This window comes from Rhizobium lentis, from assembly GCF_017352135.1.
GTDB classification, from domain to species: domain Bacteria; phylum Pseudomonadota; class Alphaproteobacteria; order Rhizobiales; family Rhizobiaceae; genus Rhizobium; species Rhizobium lentis.
In genome coordinates, this window is sequence record NZ_CP071454.1 from 4327775 (window position 1) to 4345604 (window position 17830).

13 protein-coding genes are annotated in these 17830 nt (G+C 62.2%); 4 read left to right on the forward strand and 9 right to left on the reverse strand.

Annotated features, from left to right (window positions below):
- Positions 1 to 49: 49 nt before the first annotated feature.
- The 3 genes from folK to folP are packed head-to-tail and all read right to left on the reverse strand — an operon-like array spanning position 50 to position 1792.
- On the reverse strand, positions 50 to 568 hold the full coding sequence (gene folK / locus J0663_RS21185; RefSeq protein ID WP_207244561.1) for a 2-amino-4-hydroxy-6-hydroxymethyldihydropteridine diphosphokinase: 519 nt from the start codon (positions 566 to 568) through the stop codon (positions 50 to 52).
- Positions 561 to 926: a dihydroneopterin aldolase gene (gene folB / locus J0663_RS21190; protein ID WP_207242302.1), complete on the reverse strand. Its 366-nt coding sequence runs from the start codon at positions 924 to 926 to the stop codon at positions 561 to 563. Before folB ends, folK begins: the two co-directional genes overlap by 8 nt.
- The gene (gene folP, locus J0663_RS21195) at positions 923 to 1792 is read right to left on the reverse strand and encodes a dihydropteroate synthase (protein WP_207242303.1); all 870 of its coding nucleotides are present in this window, start codon (positions 1790 to 1792) and stop codon (positions 923 to 925) included. Before folP ends, folB begins: the two co-directional genes overlap by 4 nt.
- 102 nt (positions 1793 to 1894) lie before the next feature.
- On the opposite strand from folP, the gene J0663_RS21200 reads away from it, so the two are divergent.
- A complete protein-coding gene (locus J0663_RS21200; protein ID WP_207242304.1) occupies positions 1895 to 2521 on the forward strand; it encodes a DUF922 domain-containing Zn-dependent protease in 627 nt (208 codons plus the stop codon).
- Between the two features lie 322 nt (positions 2522 to 2843).
- Here the strand turns inward: J0663_RS21200 and J0663_RS21205 are convergent, their stop codons facing one another.
- On the reverse strand, positions 2844 to 3164 hold the full coding sequence (locus J0663_RS21205) for a 2Fe-2S iron-sulfur cluster-binding protein (protein ID WP_003540151.1): 321 nt from the start codon (positions 3162 to 3164) through the stop codon (positions 2844 to 2846).
- Positions 3165 to 3419: 255 nt separating this feature from the next.
- Positions 3420 to 3803, reverse strand: a complete 384-nt coding sequence (locus tag J0663_RS21210) for an Hpt domain-containing protein (protein ID WP_207242305.1) — start codon at positions 3801 to 3803, stop codon at positions 3420 to 3422.
- A 464-nt stretch (positions 3804 to 4267) separates the two neighbouring features.
- Here J0663_RS21210 and J0663_RS21215 point away from each other — a divergent pair, with 464 nt between their 5' ends.
- The 3 genes from J0663_RS21215 to J0663_RS21225 all read left to right on the forward strand — a co-directional run bounded on the left by J0663_RS21215 (position 4268) and on the right by J0663_RS21225 (position 13427).
- The gene (locus J0663_RS21215; protein ID WP_207244562.1) at positions 4268 to 11359 is read left to right on the forward strand and encodes an apolipoprotein A-IV repeat region-like domain-containing protein; all 7092 of its coding nucleotides are present in this window, start codon (positions 4268 to 4270) and stop codon (positions 11357 to 11359) included.
- A 126-nt stretch (positions 11360 to 11485) separates the two neighbouring features.
- Positions 11486 to 12046, forward strand: a complete 561-nt coding sequence (locus J0663_RS21220; protein ID WP_207242306.1) for a cysteine hydrolase family protein — start codon at positions 11486 to 11488, stop codon at positions 12044 to 12046.
- Positions 12047 to 12551: 505 nt separating this feature from the next.
- The gene (locus J0663_RS21225; RefSeq protein ID WP_207242307.1) at positions 12552 to 13427 is read left to right on the forward strand and encodes a D-alanyl-D-alanine carboxypeptidase family protein; all 876 of its coding nucleotides are present in this window, start codon (positions 12552 to 12554) and stop codon (positions 13425 to 13427) included.
- A 140-nt stretch (positions 13428 to 13567) separates the two neighbouring features.
- Here J0663_RS21225 and J0663_RS21230 read toward each other — a convergent pair whose 3' ends face one another.
- The 4 genes from J0663_RS21230 to J0663_RS21245 all read right to left on the reverse strand — a co-directional run bounded on the left by J0663_RS21230 (position 13568) and on the right by J0663_RS21245 (position 17829).
- Positions 13568 to 14821, reverse strand: coding sequence for a sensor domain-containing diguanylate cyclase (locus J0663_RS21230; RefSeq protein ID WP_207242308.1), 1254 nt, complete (start codon positions 14819 to 14821; stop codon positions 13568 to 13570).
- Positions 14822 to 14968: 147 nt separating this feature from the next.
- A complete protein-coding gene (locus J0663_RS21235; RefSeq protein ID WP_207242309.1) occupies positions 14969 to 15580 on the reverse strand; it encodes an ABC-type transport auxiliary lipoprotein family protein in 612 nt (203 codons plus the stop codon).
- 24 nt (positions 15581 to 15604) lie between these two features.
- Entirely contained in the window at positions 15605 to 16975 is a 1371-nt protein-coding gene (locus J0663_RS21240) for an MlaD family protein (protein WP_207242310.1), read from the reverse strand.
- An 8-nt stretch (positions 16976 to 16983) separates the two neighbouring features.
- A complete protein-coding gene (locus J0663_RS21245; RefSeq protein ID WP_207242311.1) occupies positions 16984 to 17829 on the reverse strand; it encodes an ABC transporter ATP-binding protein in 846 nt (281 codons plus the stop codon).
- Position 17830: the final 1 nt, after the last annotated feature.

The following is a 17830-nucleotide window of genomic DNA, read 5'->3' on the forward strand; positions in this document are numbered from 1 at the left end:
GCGGGTTTCCCGCCGTTTCGCGTTTTAGAGCTTTCGTAGAATCCGCGCTTCAGGCGCTCCGCCACCAGTCGCCGCTGTCGTCGGCGACCTCGATGCCGGTGACATCGGCATCGCGTAACCAGTCGCTGATTGTCCGCCCCCCGACGACAAGGCCCGGGGCGATATCGGCAAGCGGCATCAGGACAAAACCGCGATCGGTCATACGGGGATGCGGCAACTCCAGCCGCGGCGCCTGCTGGACGACATCGCCATAGGTCAGCACGTCGATATCGAGCGTGCGCGGCCCCCAGCGCTCGATACGCTCGCGTTTCATCTCGCGCTCGATCGAAAGGCAGACATCGAGCAACACCTCCGGAGAGAGCCGGGTTTCGACGGCGGCACAGGCATTGAAAAAGAACGATTGGTCCGTTTTGCCCCAGGGCGGCGTACGATAGAGCCGCGAGACGGCGGTGACACGACAGTCGTCGCGCCCGTCCAGCCTTTGCAGCGCTGCGGCCATCGCCTTGACCGGATCGCCGATATTGCCGCCGAGGCCGAGTGTGGCGGATTGCGATGCAGCCTCAGGCAAAATGTTCAACGCTCACCTGCACGAAATCGAGCACGCCGGGCACCGGCGCATTCGGCTTGCGCACCGTGATCTTCGCCCGCCGCACCTGCGGGAATGTCTGACAGAGCCCTTTGGCGATATCGAGCGCCAGGGCTTCGATCAGATAGCGTCGCTTGCCGGTGACGATCTCCTCGATCACCGTAAAGGCGATGCCGTAATTGACGGTGTCGTCGATCGAATCGCTTTCCAGCGCCTCGCCCGCGACGACGTCGAGCTCGGCATCGACGAAGAAGCGCTGGCCGAGGAATTCCTCCTCGTCATGCACGCCGTGGCGCGCGAAGAAGGCGCAGTTCTGCAGCGTGATCGTGTAGGTGGTCATGTCGGCCGCTTCCTCTCGATTTCCTGGCGCGCATGGAGCATAGCATCCGCGATATCAAGCGCATCCCTGTTGATTGCGACATTGTGCACCCGGAAAACCGCAGCCCCCTGAAGCCTGAGCAGCGCGCTTGACGCAGCTGTCGCCACATCCCTTTCCGCCGCCTCGCGCCCCGTCACTGCGCCGAGGAAGCGTTTGCGTGAAGTACCGGCGAGCAGCGGCAGGCCGAAGCGCGAAAGTTCGGAAAAACGCGCCATCAGTTCCAGGTTCTCCTCCGCCGTCTCCTTGGCAAAGCCGAAACCCGGATCGAGGACGATCCGGTCTCTGCTGACACCGGATGCAGCCGCGATCGCAAGCGATTGTTCGAGGAAAAGCTCCTGATCGGCAATCACATCGGTTAGTTTGATCCTGTCGCGGCCGGTATGCATGATGCAGAGCCCCGCCCCTGTCGCCGCGGCCAGATCCGCGATACCGGCATCTTTCCGCAGTCCGGAAACGTCGTTGATAATATGGGCGCCGGCGCCGACCGCAAGCCGCGCCGTCTCGGCACGATAGGTATCGATCGAGATCAGCGCCTGAGTGCGACCGCGCAACGCCTCGATGACGGGCAAAACCCGCGCCTGCTCTTCCGAAGGACTGACAGATGCCGCGCCCGGCCGGGTCGATTCACCACCGATGTCGACGATCGCAGCACCGTCGCTGACCGCCTGCAATGCGTGTTCGACGGCGGCATCGACGGTTTTAAAACGTCCGCCGTCGGAGAAGGAGTCCGGCGTTACATTGATGATCGCCATGATCGCCGAACGACGGCCGAGTTCGATTTCCCGGCCATGGCCGACAAGCCAGAAACTGCCTTCGAGCCCTGTCACCAGACTTATCCTATTGATGACGAAAAAAGCCGCCATCCGATATTGCGCTTGTGGTGGCTATGCCCCAAGCTCCTGTCGATTTCAACATGGGTTGCGTTCAGAATGCCGCTTGCAATGCGTTATATGTGCCTTCCTGTCGCCTTTTCCATTGCTCTTTCCCTCAGCAGTCCGGCGGCAGCCGAAGTGATCGCATCGAAAAGCTATTCCTATTTCGATATTCGCGGCAAAACCGCCGATGAGCTCGACCGGGAACTGAGCCGGCGCGGCCCGACGGCGAGCGGCTCGTCGGCGCGCCATCCCGGCGCCACCAAGATCCGCTTCGGCGGCGAGGCGACCTATATCCAGGATGATGGCCGATGCCGCGTCGGCAACGTCAAAGTCACCGTCCATACCCAGATCATCCTGCCACGCTGGCGCAGCCGCAAGGGTGCCAGCAAAGAGTTGTCGATGATATGGGACGCGCTCTCGAGCGATATCAAGCGCCACGAGGAGCGTCACGCCGAGATCGCCCGCGACCAGGCCCGCGCTATGGAGCGTGCCATCCGCACCCTGCCACCGCAGCGTAGCTGCGAAGCGATGCAGGAGTTGGTTTCGAACGAATCAGCTCACGGTATAGAGGAGCATGATCGGCAGCAGGCGCGATTCGACCGGGTCGAGGCGGTCAATTTCCAGAAGCGTATGCTGCGATTGCTGAAGAATCGAATCCACGGCCGGGCCGGCGAAAAATAGGGCTTTTTCAGCTTTGTTGCGAGCAGAAAAACTTAGCTGCGCAACGAAACTTGTGCGAAACTTGCCCCCTCCCCAGCGTTTTAAGGGTCATTTTTCATCCTGGCCGACTCAACCGTAACGCGCTAATATGAACACATTCGAAAGTTCAGGTACGGCAGCTGGACTTTCCTCGTTGGGTTCTCCTGGCGCGTTCCAAAGCCGCGGATGTTCCTCCCTCATCCGTAGGTAATGCGCCCGCCTCGCCTCGCTCGCACCAGCGCGCGAGGCGTCTTTTTGTGGACACGGTCTCGGCTATTCGGCGCCGCGCGAAACGCAGGGCGTCTCAGGCCTGACGTTCAGGCACGTGCACGACGAGCCCGTCATAGACGGCCTTCATCCGGATCTGGCAGGAGAGCCGCGAGGTCGGGCGCACATCGAAGGCGAAGTCGAGCATATCCTCTTCCATCGCTTCAGGCTGGCCGACCTTCTCCGTCCATTCCTCGTCGACATAGACATGACAGGTCGCGCAGGCGCAGGCGCCGCCGCATTCGGCCTCGATGCCGGGCACCGAATTGCGCACGGCATTCTCCATGACGGTGGAGCCTTGGTCGACATCGAGGTCGAAGCGCGTGCCGTCGAAGGCGACGATGGTAAGTTTGGGCATCAGGACTATTTCCGGTCTTCAAATGGGTGGGCGGATTTTCTTCCGACAATTCGACGCGTCAGTCAACATCGGGGAAATTCGCCCTAACCTCGCAGATCCGGCCTCCGCCCGCCGTCTTCAAAGCGTCATCCGGGACGTCGCAAAAAGACCCGTGGTTTCGCAATGAAACAACGGGCCTCGTTTCGAACGACCTCTTGTGCCATAGGTGTGCGACGGTTTTGGGACGACGACATGCATCGCCTCAAGACGTGAAGGTCAGCCGCGGCAAAGCTTGAGAATGAAATTCTCGGCATCGAGCACGGCAGCGCCCAGCGCCGCCATTGCGCCGGCATCGCCGCCGGTCTCCTCGACGACCTCGGCCGTCTGCGACACACGGAATGCGCCGACCGAGCTTGCCGCGCCTTTCAGGCGATGTGCGGCCGCGCCGACCCGTACGCTTTCGCCGCTTGCAATATCCTGGAGACACGCTCGCGCCTGACGCGCAAACATCTGAAGGACTTCGATTTCCAGCGTCTTGTCGCCCATCGTCTGCTTCGCGAGATGGACGAGGTCGATCGGCCGAACCTTGGAGGGACACGCTCCCTTTGCATTGTCCGGCGCCTCGAATACGATGTTCAATGCTGCCATCTGCGCCGCCATTTGCGATTTCTCCCGTCTCAAGTCGTCCGCACTTGCAACAGTTCTGCGTCGGGAGAGTGGCCATCGCGTTAAATTCCGGCACATCGGGCGCGGAAATCTCACCATATGGTTAACGTCTGTTAAATATCCCTAAATTATTGGTTTTTAAGCGGGGCCTCGGATTCAAAGGTGTTAACAACGGGTTAACGGGCGACGAATCTCAAGCCTTCATTAATTGTGTGCAGAGCCCAGATGTGTCACTACGATACTGGTGGAGCGGGTTTATGGTACGCGCCTTTGCCGAGTGAGTGGATAATGGTAGTGTTTTGATACCTTCCGTTTGAAAAAGCGGCTATCTACTCTGAAATGACATGCTTATCCGTCCGCGGTTGGGATGGAGGGCCGCAATGGCGAAGTTGTTCCCGGGCAAGGCGGAAGCCGGGGATGCGCTGCCGGGCCGGCCGACAGTAACGAGGCGTAACCGAATGGCGAATAACAAATATAATGAGTCGATCGAGGACAAGGCGTTCAAGGCATTGGACGAGGCGCTCCAGATCGACTTCGGCAAGGACAATGTGCCGTCTCGCCGCGGCGACGCGCCCCAGGCGCCGGAGGGTAATGTGTCTGATCCATCGAATGCGCGTAATCAGCAGGCCCAGGAAGAAGCACAGCGCCGCAGCCGCCGCGGCGCCGGAGCCGAGCAGGCTTCCAGGGCTGCGGCCTTCGCGCCCGCCAATGATGCCAGCCGCAATACCCCCGCCTCGATCCTGAAATCGTTCGACGGGGCCTCCAGCCGCTCGGCAGTACGCACCGCCACCCTGTTTTCCGTTCTTTGGGTTATGGCCGGCCTCGGCCTGATGTCACTGCTTTACGCGCCGCAGATCTGGCAGATCCGTTCGATCGCCGATCTCGTCGCCCTGCCCGGCGTCATCGCCGGCCTCGTCGGCATCATCATTCCGGTGATGATGTTCTATGCCTTTGCCATCATGATTTCCCGCGCCCAGGACATGCGCAACGCCGCCCGCTCAATGGCAGAGGTGGCATTGCGCCTGGCAGAGCCGGAAACCATCGCCTCGGAACGGATCATGACCGTCGGCCAGGCGGTGCGCCGCGAGGTCTCGGCCATGAACGAAGGCATCGAGCGCACCATCGCGCGCGCTTCCGAGCTGGAAACGCTGGTCCATTCCGAAGTCAATGCGCTCGAACGCTCCTATGCGGACAACGAGTTGCGCGTACGCGGCCTTGTCCATGAACTCGGTTCGGAGCGCGAGGCGATCGTCAATCATGCCGACCGCATCCGCACCTCGATCGGCAGCGTCCATGACCAGTTGAAGGAAGAACTATCGCTGGCGACCGAAGAGATCGCCGTGCGGCTCGCCACATCGGGCGAAGCCTTCGCGTCGCTGATCGACACGCGCGCAGCGACAATCCTGGAAAAATCGGACAGCGCCCTGCAGTCGATGGGCAGCCTGCTCGCCGCCAAGACCGACAGCCTGCTCCAGACACTCAACGCATCCGGTTTTGCTCTTGCCACCGAATTCGACAATCGTCTCGAAGCGCTCTCCGTCAATCTCAATGAACATGGCGAAAGGCTGCTCAGCCAGTTCGAGACGCGCGCCTCGACCATGGATAGCAGCACCGAAAAACTGAACGCGGCGCTGAACGAACGCACGCATCAGCTCAACGAAATCCTGATCGCCCGAACCCGCGAGATCAACGAGAGCCTGACATCGGGCGAACGCACCATCAGCGGGACACTCGACGACGTCTTGTCGAAACTGAACAGCGCGCTTGACGAAAAGGGCGCAAGCTTCCGTCAGAGCCTGCAGAGCACCGCCGACGACGCCGTCATGGATCTCGATCTTCGCTCCGGCTTCTTCGAGGAGCGGCTGCAGACGACCGTTGCCCAGCTTTCGACCGCCTTCGACGAGCGCGTTGCCGAATTCACCAGCGCTTTCGACAAACGCACCGGCTCGCTCGATACCAAGCTGATGGAAAGCCTCGCCCGCATCAATGAGACGCTGACCGGCGGATCAGATTCGATTGACGGCATCCTCAATTCCGGCATCGACCGCCTCGGCTCGTCGATGACCGACCAGTCGTTGGCGCTCGCCACTGCGCTTGCCACCGGCCACGAAGTGCTGGAAAGCACGCTCAACAGCCGTACCGACGAAATCACCACCGCGCTCACCAGCCGCACTGGCGAACTGACCTCGGCGCTGCAGAACGCCACGTCCGACATCGCGCTGGCGCTTGCATCGGGCACTTCCGACCTGCAGAACAATCTCCAGGCCCGCTCGGCCGAGTTCCGCGACACGCTGCGCACAACCACTACCGATTTGACCGCCGCCGTTGCCGCTGGCACCGAACAGGTCACGACGGCCTTCGGCGGCCGCGCCGGGGAACTGACCGGCGTGCTGACAGCGCGGGCCGCAGAAATACGGGAAGCGCTTGGCTCAGCCCATGAGCGTATCGACAGCGTGATGGCGGAGCGCGGCGGAGCCCTGATCGATGCGCTGAGCACCCATCACGGCCGCTTCGAGGAAGCGCTGACGACGCGCTCCGACGCCATCATCAACGCCGTTTCCGGCACCCATGACCGTCTTGCGGAAACACTCGATGAAAAGGCGATGGCGCTTGCCATTACCTTGAACGAGAGCCAGGCCCGCATCGAGGATACGCTTGAAACCCGATCCGAGGCGCTGCGCAACGCCGTTTCCGGCACCCATGACCGTCTTGCGGAAACACTCGACGAAAAGGCGATGGCACTCGCCATCTCCTTGAACGAAAGCCAGAGCCGCATCGAAGACACGCTGGCGACCCGATCCGCGGCCTTCCTCAACGCCGTCTCCGGCACGCATGATCGGCTGTCGGAAACGCTGGATATGAAGGCGGCGGCGCTCACGACCTCGCTCGACGAGCGCCATGCCCGCATCGAAGACGCGCTCGGAACGCGCGCCGAAGCCCTATTGAACAGCGTGTCGGGCACAAGCGACCGGTTTGCCGAAACCCTCGATGAGAAGGCGACGGCGCTTGCCGCTTCCTTGAACGAGAGCCAGGCTCGCATCGAGAAAACGCTGGAAACCGGTTCGGCAGCCATGCTGAACGCCGTCTCCGGCACCCATGACCGATTTGCCGAGACACTGCAAGGAAAGGCAGCAGCGTTTGCCGCCTCGCTGAGCGAGACCCAGGCACGCATCGAAGATACGCTCGAAACCCGCTCTTTGGCGCTGCTGAATGCCGTATCCGGCACCCACGATCGTCTCGCCGAGACCCTAGACGAAAAGGCGATGGCGCTTGCCATCTCGCTGACCGAAAGCCAAGCTCGCATCGAGGACACGCTGGAGACCCGGTCGGCAGCCCTGCTGAATGCAGTCTCCGGCACTCATGAACGCCTGTCGGAGACGCTGGACGAGAAGGCGATGGCGCTCGCGATCTCTCTCAACGAGAACCAGTCGCGGATCGAAGACACGCTGGAAGCCCGCTCCGAAGCTTTCCTCAAGGCCGTCTCAGGTACGCATGAGCGTATCGCTGATACTCTCGACGAGAAGACATCGGCGATCACCGCCTCGCTGAACGAAGGCCAGAGCCGACTGCAGGACACGCTGGACAGCCGCTCGGAATCCTTCCTCAATGCGGTTTCCGCCACTCATGACCGGCTGTCGGAGACGCTCGACGATCGGGCTATGGCTCTTGCCATCTCGCTGAACGAGAGCCAGAGCCGCCTTGAGGAGACGCTCACCAACGGCGCCGATGCGATCACCAATGCGGTCTCCGGCACGCATGAACGCCTGAATGGCGTGCTCGACCAGAAGGCCGGCGCGCTGGCCGCCTCGCTGAAAGAGGGGCAGGTCCGGCTCGAGGAAGCCCTGGGACACCGCACCGCCGCGATCATCAATGCCGTGGCGGCAAGCAATGATCGGCTGACCGACGCGCTCGACGAAAAGACCATGGCGCTCGCCATTTCGCTCGATGACAACCAGAGCCGCTTCGACAGCGCGCTCGAAGCCCGCAGCAATGCGATCATGGAGGCCGTCGCCAGTGCCGAGACGCGCGTCGCCGGCGCCTTTGCCGACAAGACCGACGCCATTCACAACGCCTATGCCGACAATCAGCGGCGGCTTGAATCGGCTCTCTCTGAGCACAGCGCCGCCCTTTCGGGCGTTCTCGATGCTGGCGGTGCCCGCTTTGAGGATCTCGTCGGCGGATTGACCGGCCGCATCGAAGGCCGCCTGAGCGACGCCCATGCGCGGCTCGGGGGCTTAGCCGAGGAGGCCGCGGCGCGCATCGAAGGCGGGCTCGCCTCTGCCCATGAGCGCATCCGCACGACACTCGAGGATCGCGGCAATGCCATCGAGCTGTCGCTGAGCCAGGCCCATGCACAGATCAGCGATACGCTGACCGAACAGGCAACCAGCATCGGCACGTCGGTCGCAACGAGCGTCAGCATGCTCGAGATGTCGCTGGAAGAGCGGGAAGCCTCGCTCCGCCAGACAATCGATGCCGGCGCCCAGACATTGGAAGATCGCATGCGCGCTGGCGCCGGCCAGATCGCCGGCCGCTTCCAGGAGGCGGCGAACGCGATTTCGAGCTCCGCCCAGAGCCTTTCCGCCCATCTCGACCAGTCGGTGGAAAACCTCGCGGGACGTCTCGAAGAAACCGGTTCTCGCATGGAATCCGGCCTTACCGCCATCGAGAGCCGCATCCGCGACGGCGTCAGCGGCGTTGCCGAAAAAGTCGAAGCCGCCAGCAGCCAGCTCTCCGGGGTCCTTGCCGACGGCATTTCCCGTCTCGGCATGCTCGGCGATGACGCCACCCAACGCATCTCGGCGACGCTCGAAGGCAGTGCCGCCAATCTTACGCAGGCAATCGACAGCCGCACCGCCAATCTCGCCGAGACACTGGACAGCCGCACGACCACGCTTTCGGACGCCATCGAGGGCCGCACGGCAAGTCTCGGCGCAACCCTTGACCGCGGCAACGAACGCATCGAGGAACGTCTCTCCACCATGGATCGGGCGTTGACAGTCGGCCTCGAAGCGGTCAACCGCACCATTGAAGGCAAGGCCGCCGGCCTCGCCTCGACGCTGCGCAGCGCAGTGGCTGAAGCGGCCCAAGGAATGGAAGGCGAAGCGACGAGAACCACAGAACTGCTCGGCAAGACCGGCCAGCAATTCGCCGAGGATCTCAATGCCAAGAGCGACGAATTCACCCGCACCATGGATGAGCGCTCGTCGCAGATCGTCACGCGCGTCGCCGAGGCTCAGAATCGCCTCGCAACCCAGGCCGCCGCCGTCGCCCAGACCTTCTCTGAAGCCGGCAATGCCATCGTCAACAAGGTCGCCGAGGCCGAGACCATCGTCGGCACGCAGGTCAATGCCATTTCCAAGGCCCTGTCGGACGCCGGCCAGTCTCTCGAGGCGCGCGGCGACGCCATCCGCACGACGCTGTCGGGAGCCGGCAGCGAGATTTCCGCCACCATGGCGGATGTCGATCGGGCGCTCGAAGCCCGCAGCAGCGCCATCCGCTCCAATCTCGAAGAGCGTGTCCGCGAGATCGATACCACCCTCTCCGACATCGACCGGGCGCTCGAGGCGCGCGGCAACTCGATCCGCTCGACGCTGGAGGAACGCACCCGCGACCTCAACTCAATGCTGTCAGGCCGCTCGGTCGAATTGACCCGCATCCTCGACGAAACGGCCCGCCCGATCATCGACCGGTACACCGATGCCGGCGAGCAGGCGGCTGCCCGCATCACCGCCGCAGCCAACCTGAGCGCCGACCGTCTGCGCGCCGAGAACGAAGCGCTCGCCAGCGCCGTTGCCGCCCGCACCGAGAATGTCGCCAACGCCGTCAGCGCCATCGAAAACAGCCTGGTCGGCAACGTCAACGGCCTGGTCCAGCGCATGTCGGAAAGCAGCGCGGCGATGGCCATGATGATGAACCGCGCCGCCGAGCAACTGACGAGTGTCGACGGGCGCCTCGGCGAAACCACGACGCGCTTTGCCGACTCGGCCACCAAGGCTGCCGAAATGGTCAACGCTTCGACCAGGCTGCTCGAAGGCAAGGTCGACCGCCTCTCCGACATTTCGGGCCAGACGCTGGCCCAGGTCGGCGGCATCATCGGCCGCTTCGACGAACATTCCAAGGTTCTGACCCAAGCCTCGCAGCTTCTGGGCGCCGCCCAGTCGAACCTCGCCTCGACGCTCGAGGAGCGTGAAGGCGCGCTGCAGGCCCTGTCCGTCAGCCTGGTTCAGCGCTCCGACGAGATCGAAAAGACCATGCGCGGTCTCGGCAGCATGATCGAGACCGTGTTCGAGCGGGCCGAGCAGCGCTCCAACCAGGTCACCAGCAGCCTGCGTCAAGGCGTGCAGTCCTCCTTTGCCGATATCGGCCGCATTCTGACGGAAACCGAGAAACGCGCCCAGGAAGCCGCCGAGACGATGCGCGAGGCGATCACCCGCGCCGGCGACGAGGCCAATACGACGATCGACAGCACCTTCGCCAATGTCGAGCGCCGTTCCGGCGATCTCTCCAATCGTATTCGTGGCGGCCTCACCGCCTCGCTGTCGGAAGTCGAGCGCATGCTCGGCGAGGCCGGCCGTGCCTCCGACGGCGCCGCCCAGCACATGCGCGAATCGCTGCGCGAGGCGATCGAAGATGCCGTCGGCCGCTTCTCCGGCGCTACCGAGGACATTCGCCGCTCCGCCGCGGACATCCGCAACGAGCTCGACGCCACCCGCGCCGAACTGAAGCGCGGCGCCTTCGACCTGCCCGAGGAGGCCAAGGAAAGCGCGTCGGCGATGCGCCGCGCCGTCGCCGAACAGATCAAGGCGCTGCAGGATATCTCCCAGCTTGTCGGCCGCTCCAGCCAGCAGCTTGAGATCTCCGAGCCCGTAGCCCGCTCGCTTGCCCAAGCACAGGCGACGCCGCGGCCGGCCCAACCGCCGCAGCCGACAACGCCCCCGTCGATCGAAGCGGCGGGTCTTCGCGGAACGATCGCGCCGTCCGCTCCGGCCGCCGCCCCTCAGCGTGCCGCCCAGCAGCCGGTGCCCACCCGCCAGGAATTGGGCCGCCAGGAACCGGCCCGGGAAAGCGGCGGCTGGATCAGCGATCTTCTGCGCGGGGCATCGCGTGAAGAAGCTGCCGACCAAACGCCGGCCCGTGCGCCCGCCCGCCCGGCGGAAACCGCCGCACCGGCCGCGCGCAGCAATGACAGCCGCAATCCGCGCCATGTCGTGGAATCGCTGAACTCGCTCTCCGTCGATATTGCTCGCGCCATCGATCACGACGCCTCGGTCGATCTCTGGCGCCGTTACCAGCGCGGCGAGCGCGACGTCTTTACCCGCCGCCTTTATACGCTGAAGGGCCAGCAGACCTTCGACGAGATCAAGCGCAAATACGACCGTGAACCGGAATTCCGTACCGCCGTCGACCGTTATATCGGTGATTTCGAAAAGCTGCTCGCCGACGTCGCCCGTACCGATCCGAACCAGACCGTCACACAGTCCTACCTGACCTCGGATACGGGCAAGGTTTACACAATGCTCGCCCATGCAGCAGGCAGGCTCCGCTGAGCCTGCCTGTAAGAACCGAGCTTATGAGACCGAATTGAACAGGAAGCCGCCCAGCATATGTCGGGCGGCTTTTGTTCGGCGTAAGAGCGTGCGACCGAGAACCGTCATGATTTTGAGGCATCTGAAATGACCAAGGCCCTGCTGATCATCGATGTACAGAATGCCATTCTCTCTGGAAAAGCCACGCCGGAGCGCCAGCCGCATGTCTATGCAGCCCTCGATGAGACGATCGCCGGGCTCGCATCGCTCCAGGAAAAGGCAAGGCGTGCCGGTGCGCCGGTCGTGCTGGTTCAGCATGACGGCGACAGCGGCCATCGATTGGCGGTCGGCACGGAAGGATGGGCTCTGCGCCAGGAGATTGCGCCGCGACAAGGCGAGGTCGTCGTCCGCAAGAAAAGCGCCGACGCCTTCTTCGAGACCGATCTGACCGAACGCCTGAACGAACGGTCGGTCACCCACCTCGTCATCGGCGGCTGCATGTCGCAATTCTGCGTCGACACAACGGTCAGACGGGCCGTTTCGCTCGGCTATGACGTGACATTGATCGCCGACGGCCATACGACCGGCGACACGGCGACCCTCAGCTTCTCCGATATTGTCGCCCACCACAACGAAACGCTCGACGGTTTCGACGCCGGCGACGCGACGGTGGAGGTCCGCCCAACCGTCGCCATCGTCTTTTCATAAAGCGCTTCCAGCCGCGTTTATTCCCTGAGGGACGGCAGAGGAGCTATGCGCCGGGTTTGCGCCCTCACCCGCCAGTTGTGGACGCAGCGGTCGAGGCCGATGGCGATTTCGAGAAAAACGCGCAGATGGATCTCGTGCTCCTCCCAATGGACGAGCGAATTGACGTGACGAAGGGCTTTACCATCCGGCGGCGCGCCGGAGACACTGGGCGCGCCCGGACGTCACAGCAGCACGCGGAGACCTCGTCCGCCAAGCGCGCGCGCAATCGCGACCTGCAGGCAGGTGCGATCATGATCGGAGAAAGGCGCGCTCTTCGGGCTCATGATGAATTGTCTGCGGACCATACGCGCCATTGTCAAAGCCGAAGGTCGCGGGACAAAGGATATCGTTTGGGGATAGGCTGTTTTTATTGCACGCCGTCCTTCATTCCGTCACAAACTTTTTCGATGCGCTTGCGTTTAAGCTAACGGCTCCTCGGCCGTCCAACGAAAGAGACAGCAATCCGATGACCAAGACGACATCCCGGCTCCTTGCCACCGCGCTCTCGTCCACTTTGCTGATGGGCGCTTTCATTCCGGCCGAGGCTGGCCAGGCAAGCATCGTCGTCGATGTGCAGTCCGGTCAGGTCCTTGAAGCTTCCAACCAGGACGATCTCAACTATCCGGCGTCGCTGACCAAGATGATGACGCTCTATCTCGCCTTCGAAGCGCTGCATGAGGGACGCCTCAGCTGGGATCAGAAGCTCACCATGTCGGAAAACGCCGAGAGCAAGGAGCCCTTCAAGCTTGCGGTCGGCGCCGGCCGCAAGGTGACGCTGCGTGAAGCGGTCGAAGCAATCGTCGTGCTGTCAGCCAACGACGCCGCTGTCGCGATCGCCGAACAGCTGGGCGGTTCAGAACAGTCTTTCGCCGCGGCGATGACCGAAAAGGCGCATAAGCTCGGCATGACGGACACCGTATTCAAGAACCCCTCGGGCCTCCCCGATCCGGAGCAGGTCACGACGGCGCGTGACATGGCAACCCTTGGCGTTTCGCTGATGCGGGACTTCCCCGACGAGTTCAAGCTCTTCTCCATGCGCGGCTTCCAGTTCCGCGGCATGAAGCTGCGCGGGCATAACAACCTGATGTATCGCTATGACGGTGTTGATGGCATCAAGACCGGTTACACCGACGCATCGGGCTACAATGTGGTGACCTCCGCGCTGAAGAACGGCCGCCGTGTCGTGGGTGTCGTCATGGGCGAGAAAACTGCAGGCCTGCGCGATGACAAGATGGCGGGCCTGCTCGACAGAACGCTGCCATCGGCATCGACCGCAACCGCTTCCACTGTGCCGTTAATCCAGCCAGGAGCGACAATGACGGATGCGCAGCCAACGAAGTAGAGCAACGCCTGTCGCGCAAAAAGGCGCACCGCGCTTGCGACAAGAATAAGCGCAAAAATCCAAGGCTGGAGTGTCAAGCGAAACGCAGAGATCGCGACGCTTTAGCCTGACGTTATCCACCTCGGCTCACATCCGTGCGACTACCTGAAAGCCACTTCCAGGTTTTGCCGGTCTTGCCCAATCACGCGGCAACTGGTTTCGAAACCTTCGCCTTTGATGGCAAGAATGAATTCGGAGGGGATGCCTGCCGTATTGGAGACCGAAATGCCGGCGCTGTCCGCACCGATCGATTTCACGGTGCAGTCGATGGTCGAGCGCCGGTCGTTGAACAGGATCGAACCCGCCTTCAGCACGCGCCGCCGAGCGCCGATGGCGTGATCGGCGTGAATGGAATTCCATGAAACGCAGCGATTTCGGCCGCCGTCTTTTGCCCGATACATCGCGGCGTCCGCCTGAGCCAGCAGGGTTTCGATATCTTTGCTGACGATCGAAAGCGCCGAGCTTCCGAGACTGGCCGTGACATTCAGAGTACCGTGATCGCCGAATATTGGCTGCGCGGCGATCGCGGCTCTGAGTTTTTCAGCGACTGCGACCGCACCTTCGCGATCGACATGCGGGAGAACGACAGCGAATTCTTCACCCCCGATGCGGCCAAACAGGTCACCGGCCCGAAGGGTCGACTTGCAGATCGATGCGACGGCCTTTAGAACCCCGTCTCCAGCGGCGTGTCCATAGGTGTCGTTCACGTGTTTAAAATGATCGATATCGAAAACGATGCATGAAAGGTCATGCTGGTGCCGCAAGGCGAGCGAAATCAACTGATCGGCTTCCTGCTTGAAGGCCCGCCGCGTCATCGCCTCGGTGAGGCTGTCGGTGGCGGCGGACTGCATCAGCTCGATGCGGTCCATCGCAGCCCCTGTTAGCTCCTGGAGAATGCCCAACTCTCTGTTGCTGAACGACCTCGGCCGGCGATCGATCGCGCACACCGTTCCGATCATGTGGCCCGCCTTCGTCCTGAGCGGCACGCCGGCGTAAAAGCGGATATGGTCCTCGCCCGTCACCGCCGAATGCTTTGAAAAGCGCGCATCCTTGCTGGCATCCTGCACGATAACAGGCTCGTCGCAATCCACCACGCAGCGGCAGAACGTGTCTTCGAGCGACACCTCGTCGGCCGAAAGGCCCGAGCAGGCCTTGTACCACTGCCGATGAGCATCAATTAGCGACACGATGCCGATGTCGACGAAAAACACGTCCTTTATCAGCCGGACGATCCGCTCGAATCCCTCATCCCGAGGCGTGTCGAGAAGATCGAGTTGCTGCAGCGCTGCCAGCCGGTCTCTTTCACGCTGAACAGCTTCGGCTGACGACTTTCCGAATACTCGCGCGACCACCATGCAGCATGCCTCCTGACAGCGTTAACATGATGCGTTCCACAAATTTATGAAGAAATTTGATACGGCGATTGTCCCAACCTCCTGGGGACATGATATTTTTGCAATCAGCAACCCCTGATGTCGGCGCAGCGCTCAAGAGGCGCCATCTCAGATTGAGCGCAGCGTCCAGCTGACAATTTCCGAAACCACCGTGGAAAAGGCACGGTCAAGAGCTTTGACGAAGCCAACATTGTCGCCACCAGCCGGTGCCACGGCGCGGAACAGCTTCTGAGCGCGCACCGATCCGTTCCGGTCGTTCAGAATCTTGGCGGAGATTTCCACCACCGCCTGATTGCCGCTCGAAGCGTCAATCTCGAATGAGCGGATGTCGGTGACAATCTGGTAGTCGATCGCCAACCCCTGCCCCGGCATGCCGACACCGCCGACCTTGCCCGAATTCTCGAAGGCCTCGACCAGTTTCGACTGCACGATGCGCGGCAGCTTATCGCCCCATTGCGCTCGCGAGAGATACTGAATTTCCGAGGAAGAGACACGGATAACGATCTGCTCGCTGTCGAGCGCCCTCAGCGCGGTCGGGCTGGCAATCAGGATCTGGCGCGATTTGGCCGCCGGTCCGTCGCCATCAACGGCGCCCGACAGATCATAGGTATCGTTCTTGGCCGCAGTGCCGCATCCCGACAGGATCAACGCCGTCAGCGGCAGCGCGATCACCGTTCCCTTAATCCACGAACGGCGCGACAACAGATGCGATGCGACCATATGAGGCTACCCCTGAAATCCCTGTTAGCGCCGCGTCCGGCCGTCATATTGCTTGACCGTGTCTCCGCCGAAGATCAGGCGTTGCGGATTGCGGTCGAAATTGCTGATCGTATTGTTGAGATTATTCACGGTTCCGCGCATGTCGTTGACGAGGGTCTGAACGTCGCGCAAGCCGCCACTCGAGAATTTCTGCAGATTATCGGCGATCGGACCGATTCGCGAATTCAGATTGTCGGCGACTTTCTTGAACGATTCCAGCGTCTCGCGCGCTTGTGCAAACATTGATTGCGTATTTTCGGTTCCGAGCAGCGCATCGACCTTGATGAGAATGCCGTCGATCCGTGTCGAGGCCGAATTCAGCTTGTTGGCAAGCTGCGACACGTCCTGGATCGTCTGGTCGATGTCCTTCTGGCGCAACGACACCGTGTTGGCGACATCACGGATCGAGGCAACGGCCGCGCGCGCATCTTTTGTCGCTTGCGAGATATCGTCGACCGAGCCCTTGATCTGTGCCGGGTCGAACTGGGCGACGAGCGTGTCGACACGATCGAGCGTGGCCTGGGCCTGTTTGCCGAAATCGTTGAAGGTGGTTGCCGTCTCGTCAAACTTCTGGATCGCGCCCTTGAGGTCGCCCGAGGCATCGGCGACATTGGCGGTGATCGTCTCGGCATTGGAGATGATATTGTCGATCTTCTGCGCGTCGACCGCCTTGACCAGCGATTCCACCGCCTGCAGCGTCGAATCGACACGGCCCGAGACCGCCTTCACCGTGTTGGAGAGCTCGCCGACGCTCTGCAGGAAGGAGTCGATATTGCCGGAATTCTTGGCAAGCGCATCCGAGAAGGTCTCGGCGTTCTTGAAGGTCTGGGTCAGCGGAGCGCGCGAATCCTCGATGAAGCCCTGAAGTTCGCCGACTGCGTCGTTGGCGCGGTCGAGGATCTTGTCGGCCGTCGCCAGAAGATTGGTGACGCTCGACTGGTCGGCGACGATGACGGCGCGTTTGCCGTTTTCGATCGCGTGTTTGAGGATACTCTCCTCACCCTTGCGGCCGCCGGAGAGTTCGATGTAGGCGGCCCCTGTCAGTCCCTGAATTTCAAGGGCGGCCTTGGTGGAGGGGTAGATCGGCGCATCGGTGCGCACCTGGGTGAAGGCTAGCGAATATTGCGGATCGTCGGCATCGATCGACAGCGTCTGCACCGAGCCCACCTGGATACCATTGAAGCGCACCGGCGAGCCGACGCTGAGGCCGTTGGCCGAGCCCGGAATACGCACGATCAGCTCGGTCATCGGCCCGCCCCGGCCATACTCAGCCATCCAGTAGACGAAGCCGAAGGCGGCCGCGATCACCAGCACCGTGAAAAAACCGACAATCGTATAATTGGCCTTGGTTTCCATCTATCCGGTCACTTCCCGCCGCTGCCGTTGCCGTGCCGCGCGCCATTGTTCTGTGGCACGATCGACCGTGCCCGCTTACCCCTGAAATAGGCCTGCACCCACGGATCGTCATAGGCCAGCATGTCGTCGATCGTGCCCTCCACCATTACCCGCTTCTTTCCGAGCACGGCAATACGGTCGCAGACCGAAAACAGGCTGTCGAGATCGTGCGTCACCATATACACGGTCAGTCCCAGACTATCGCGCAGGTTGGCGATCAGTTCGTCGAATTCGGCCGCGCCGATAGGGTCGAGGCCGGAGGTCGGCTCGTCCAGGAAGACGAGGTCCGGATCGAGCGCCAGCGCGCGGGCGAGGGCGGCGCGCTTGATCATGCCGCCGGACAATTCGGAGGGATATTTGTCGGCAGCGTCGGCCGCAAGCCCCACCATGCGAATCTTCAGATGCGCCAGTTCGTCCATCAGCGAGCGCGGCAGGTCGAGGTATTCGCGCATCGGCACCTGGATGTTTTCCTTGACCGTCAGCGACGAAAACAACGCACCCTGCTGGAACAGCACGCCGAGCCGCATGTCGAGGGCGTTGCGCTGCGGCTCGTTGAGCTCGTCGAAATCCTGGCCGAGAATCTTGATCGTGCCGGAGCGGCGCGGCAGGAGCCTCAGTACCGTGCGCATCAGCACCGATTTACCAGTGCCCGACGCACCGACGAATCCGAGGATCTCGCCGCGATAGATATCGAGGTTCAGTTTGTCGAGCACCACCTTGGAGCCGAAGCCGACGGTGACGTCGCGCGCCGAAAGCACGACATCCCTGCCCTGTCCTTCGCTGTCGATCGGTTGCTCGTTCACGCGGTCCGCCATG

Coding starts and splice junctions, on each gene's coding strand:
- folB (WP_207242302.1), bottom strand. CDS start 926: ATGACCACCTACACGATCACGCTGCAGAACTGCGCCTTCTTCGCGCGC.
- J0663_RS21220 (WP_207242306.1), top strand. CDS start 11,486: ATGACCAAGGCCCTGCTGATCATCGATGTACAGAATGCCATTCTCTCT.
- J0663_RS21215 (WP_207244562.1), top strand. CDS start 4,268: ATGGCGAATAACAAATATAATGAGTCGATCGAGGACAAGGCGTTCAAG.
- J0663_RS21200 (WP_207242304.1), top strand. CDS start 1,895: ATGCCGCTTGCAATGCGTTATATGTGCCTTCCTGTCGCCTTTTCCATT.
- J0663_RS21240 (WP_207242310.1), bottom strand. CDS start 16,975: ATGGAAACCAAGGCCAATTATACGATTGTCGGTTTTTTCACGGTGCTG.
- J0663_RS21245 (WP_207242311.1), bottom strand. CDS start 17,829: ATGGCGGACCGCGTGAACGAGCAACCGATCGACAGCGAAGGACAGGGC.
- J0663_RS21235 (WP_207242309.1), bottom strand. CDS start 15,580: ATGGTCGCATCGCATCTGTTGTCGCGCCGTTCGTGGATTAAGGGAACG.
- J0663_RS21210 (WP_207242305.1), bottom strand. CDS start 3,803: ATGGCGGCGCAGATGGCAGCATTGAACATCGTATTCGAGGCGCCGGAC.
- J0663_RS21225 (WP_207242307.1), top strand. CDS start 12,552: ATGACCAAGACGACATCCCGGCTCCTTGCCACCGCGCTCTCGTCCACT.
- J0663_RS21205 (WP_003540151.1), bottom strand. CDS start 3,164: ATGCCCAAACTTACCATCGTCGCCTTCGACGGCACGCGCTTCGACCTC.
- J0663_RS21230 (WP_207242308.1), bottom strand. CDS start 14,821: ATGGTGGTCGCGCGAGTATTCGGAAAGTCGTCAGCCGAAGCTGTTCAG.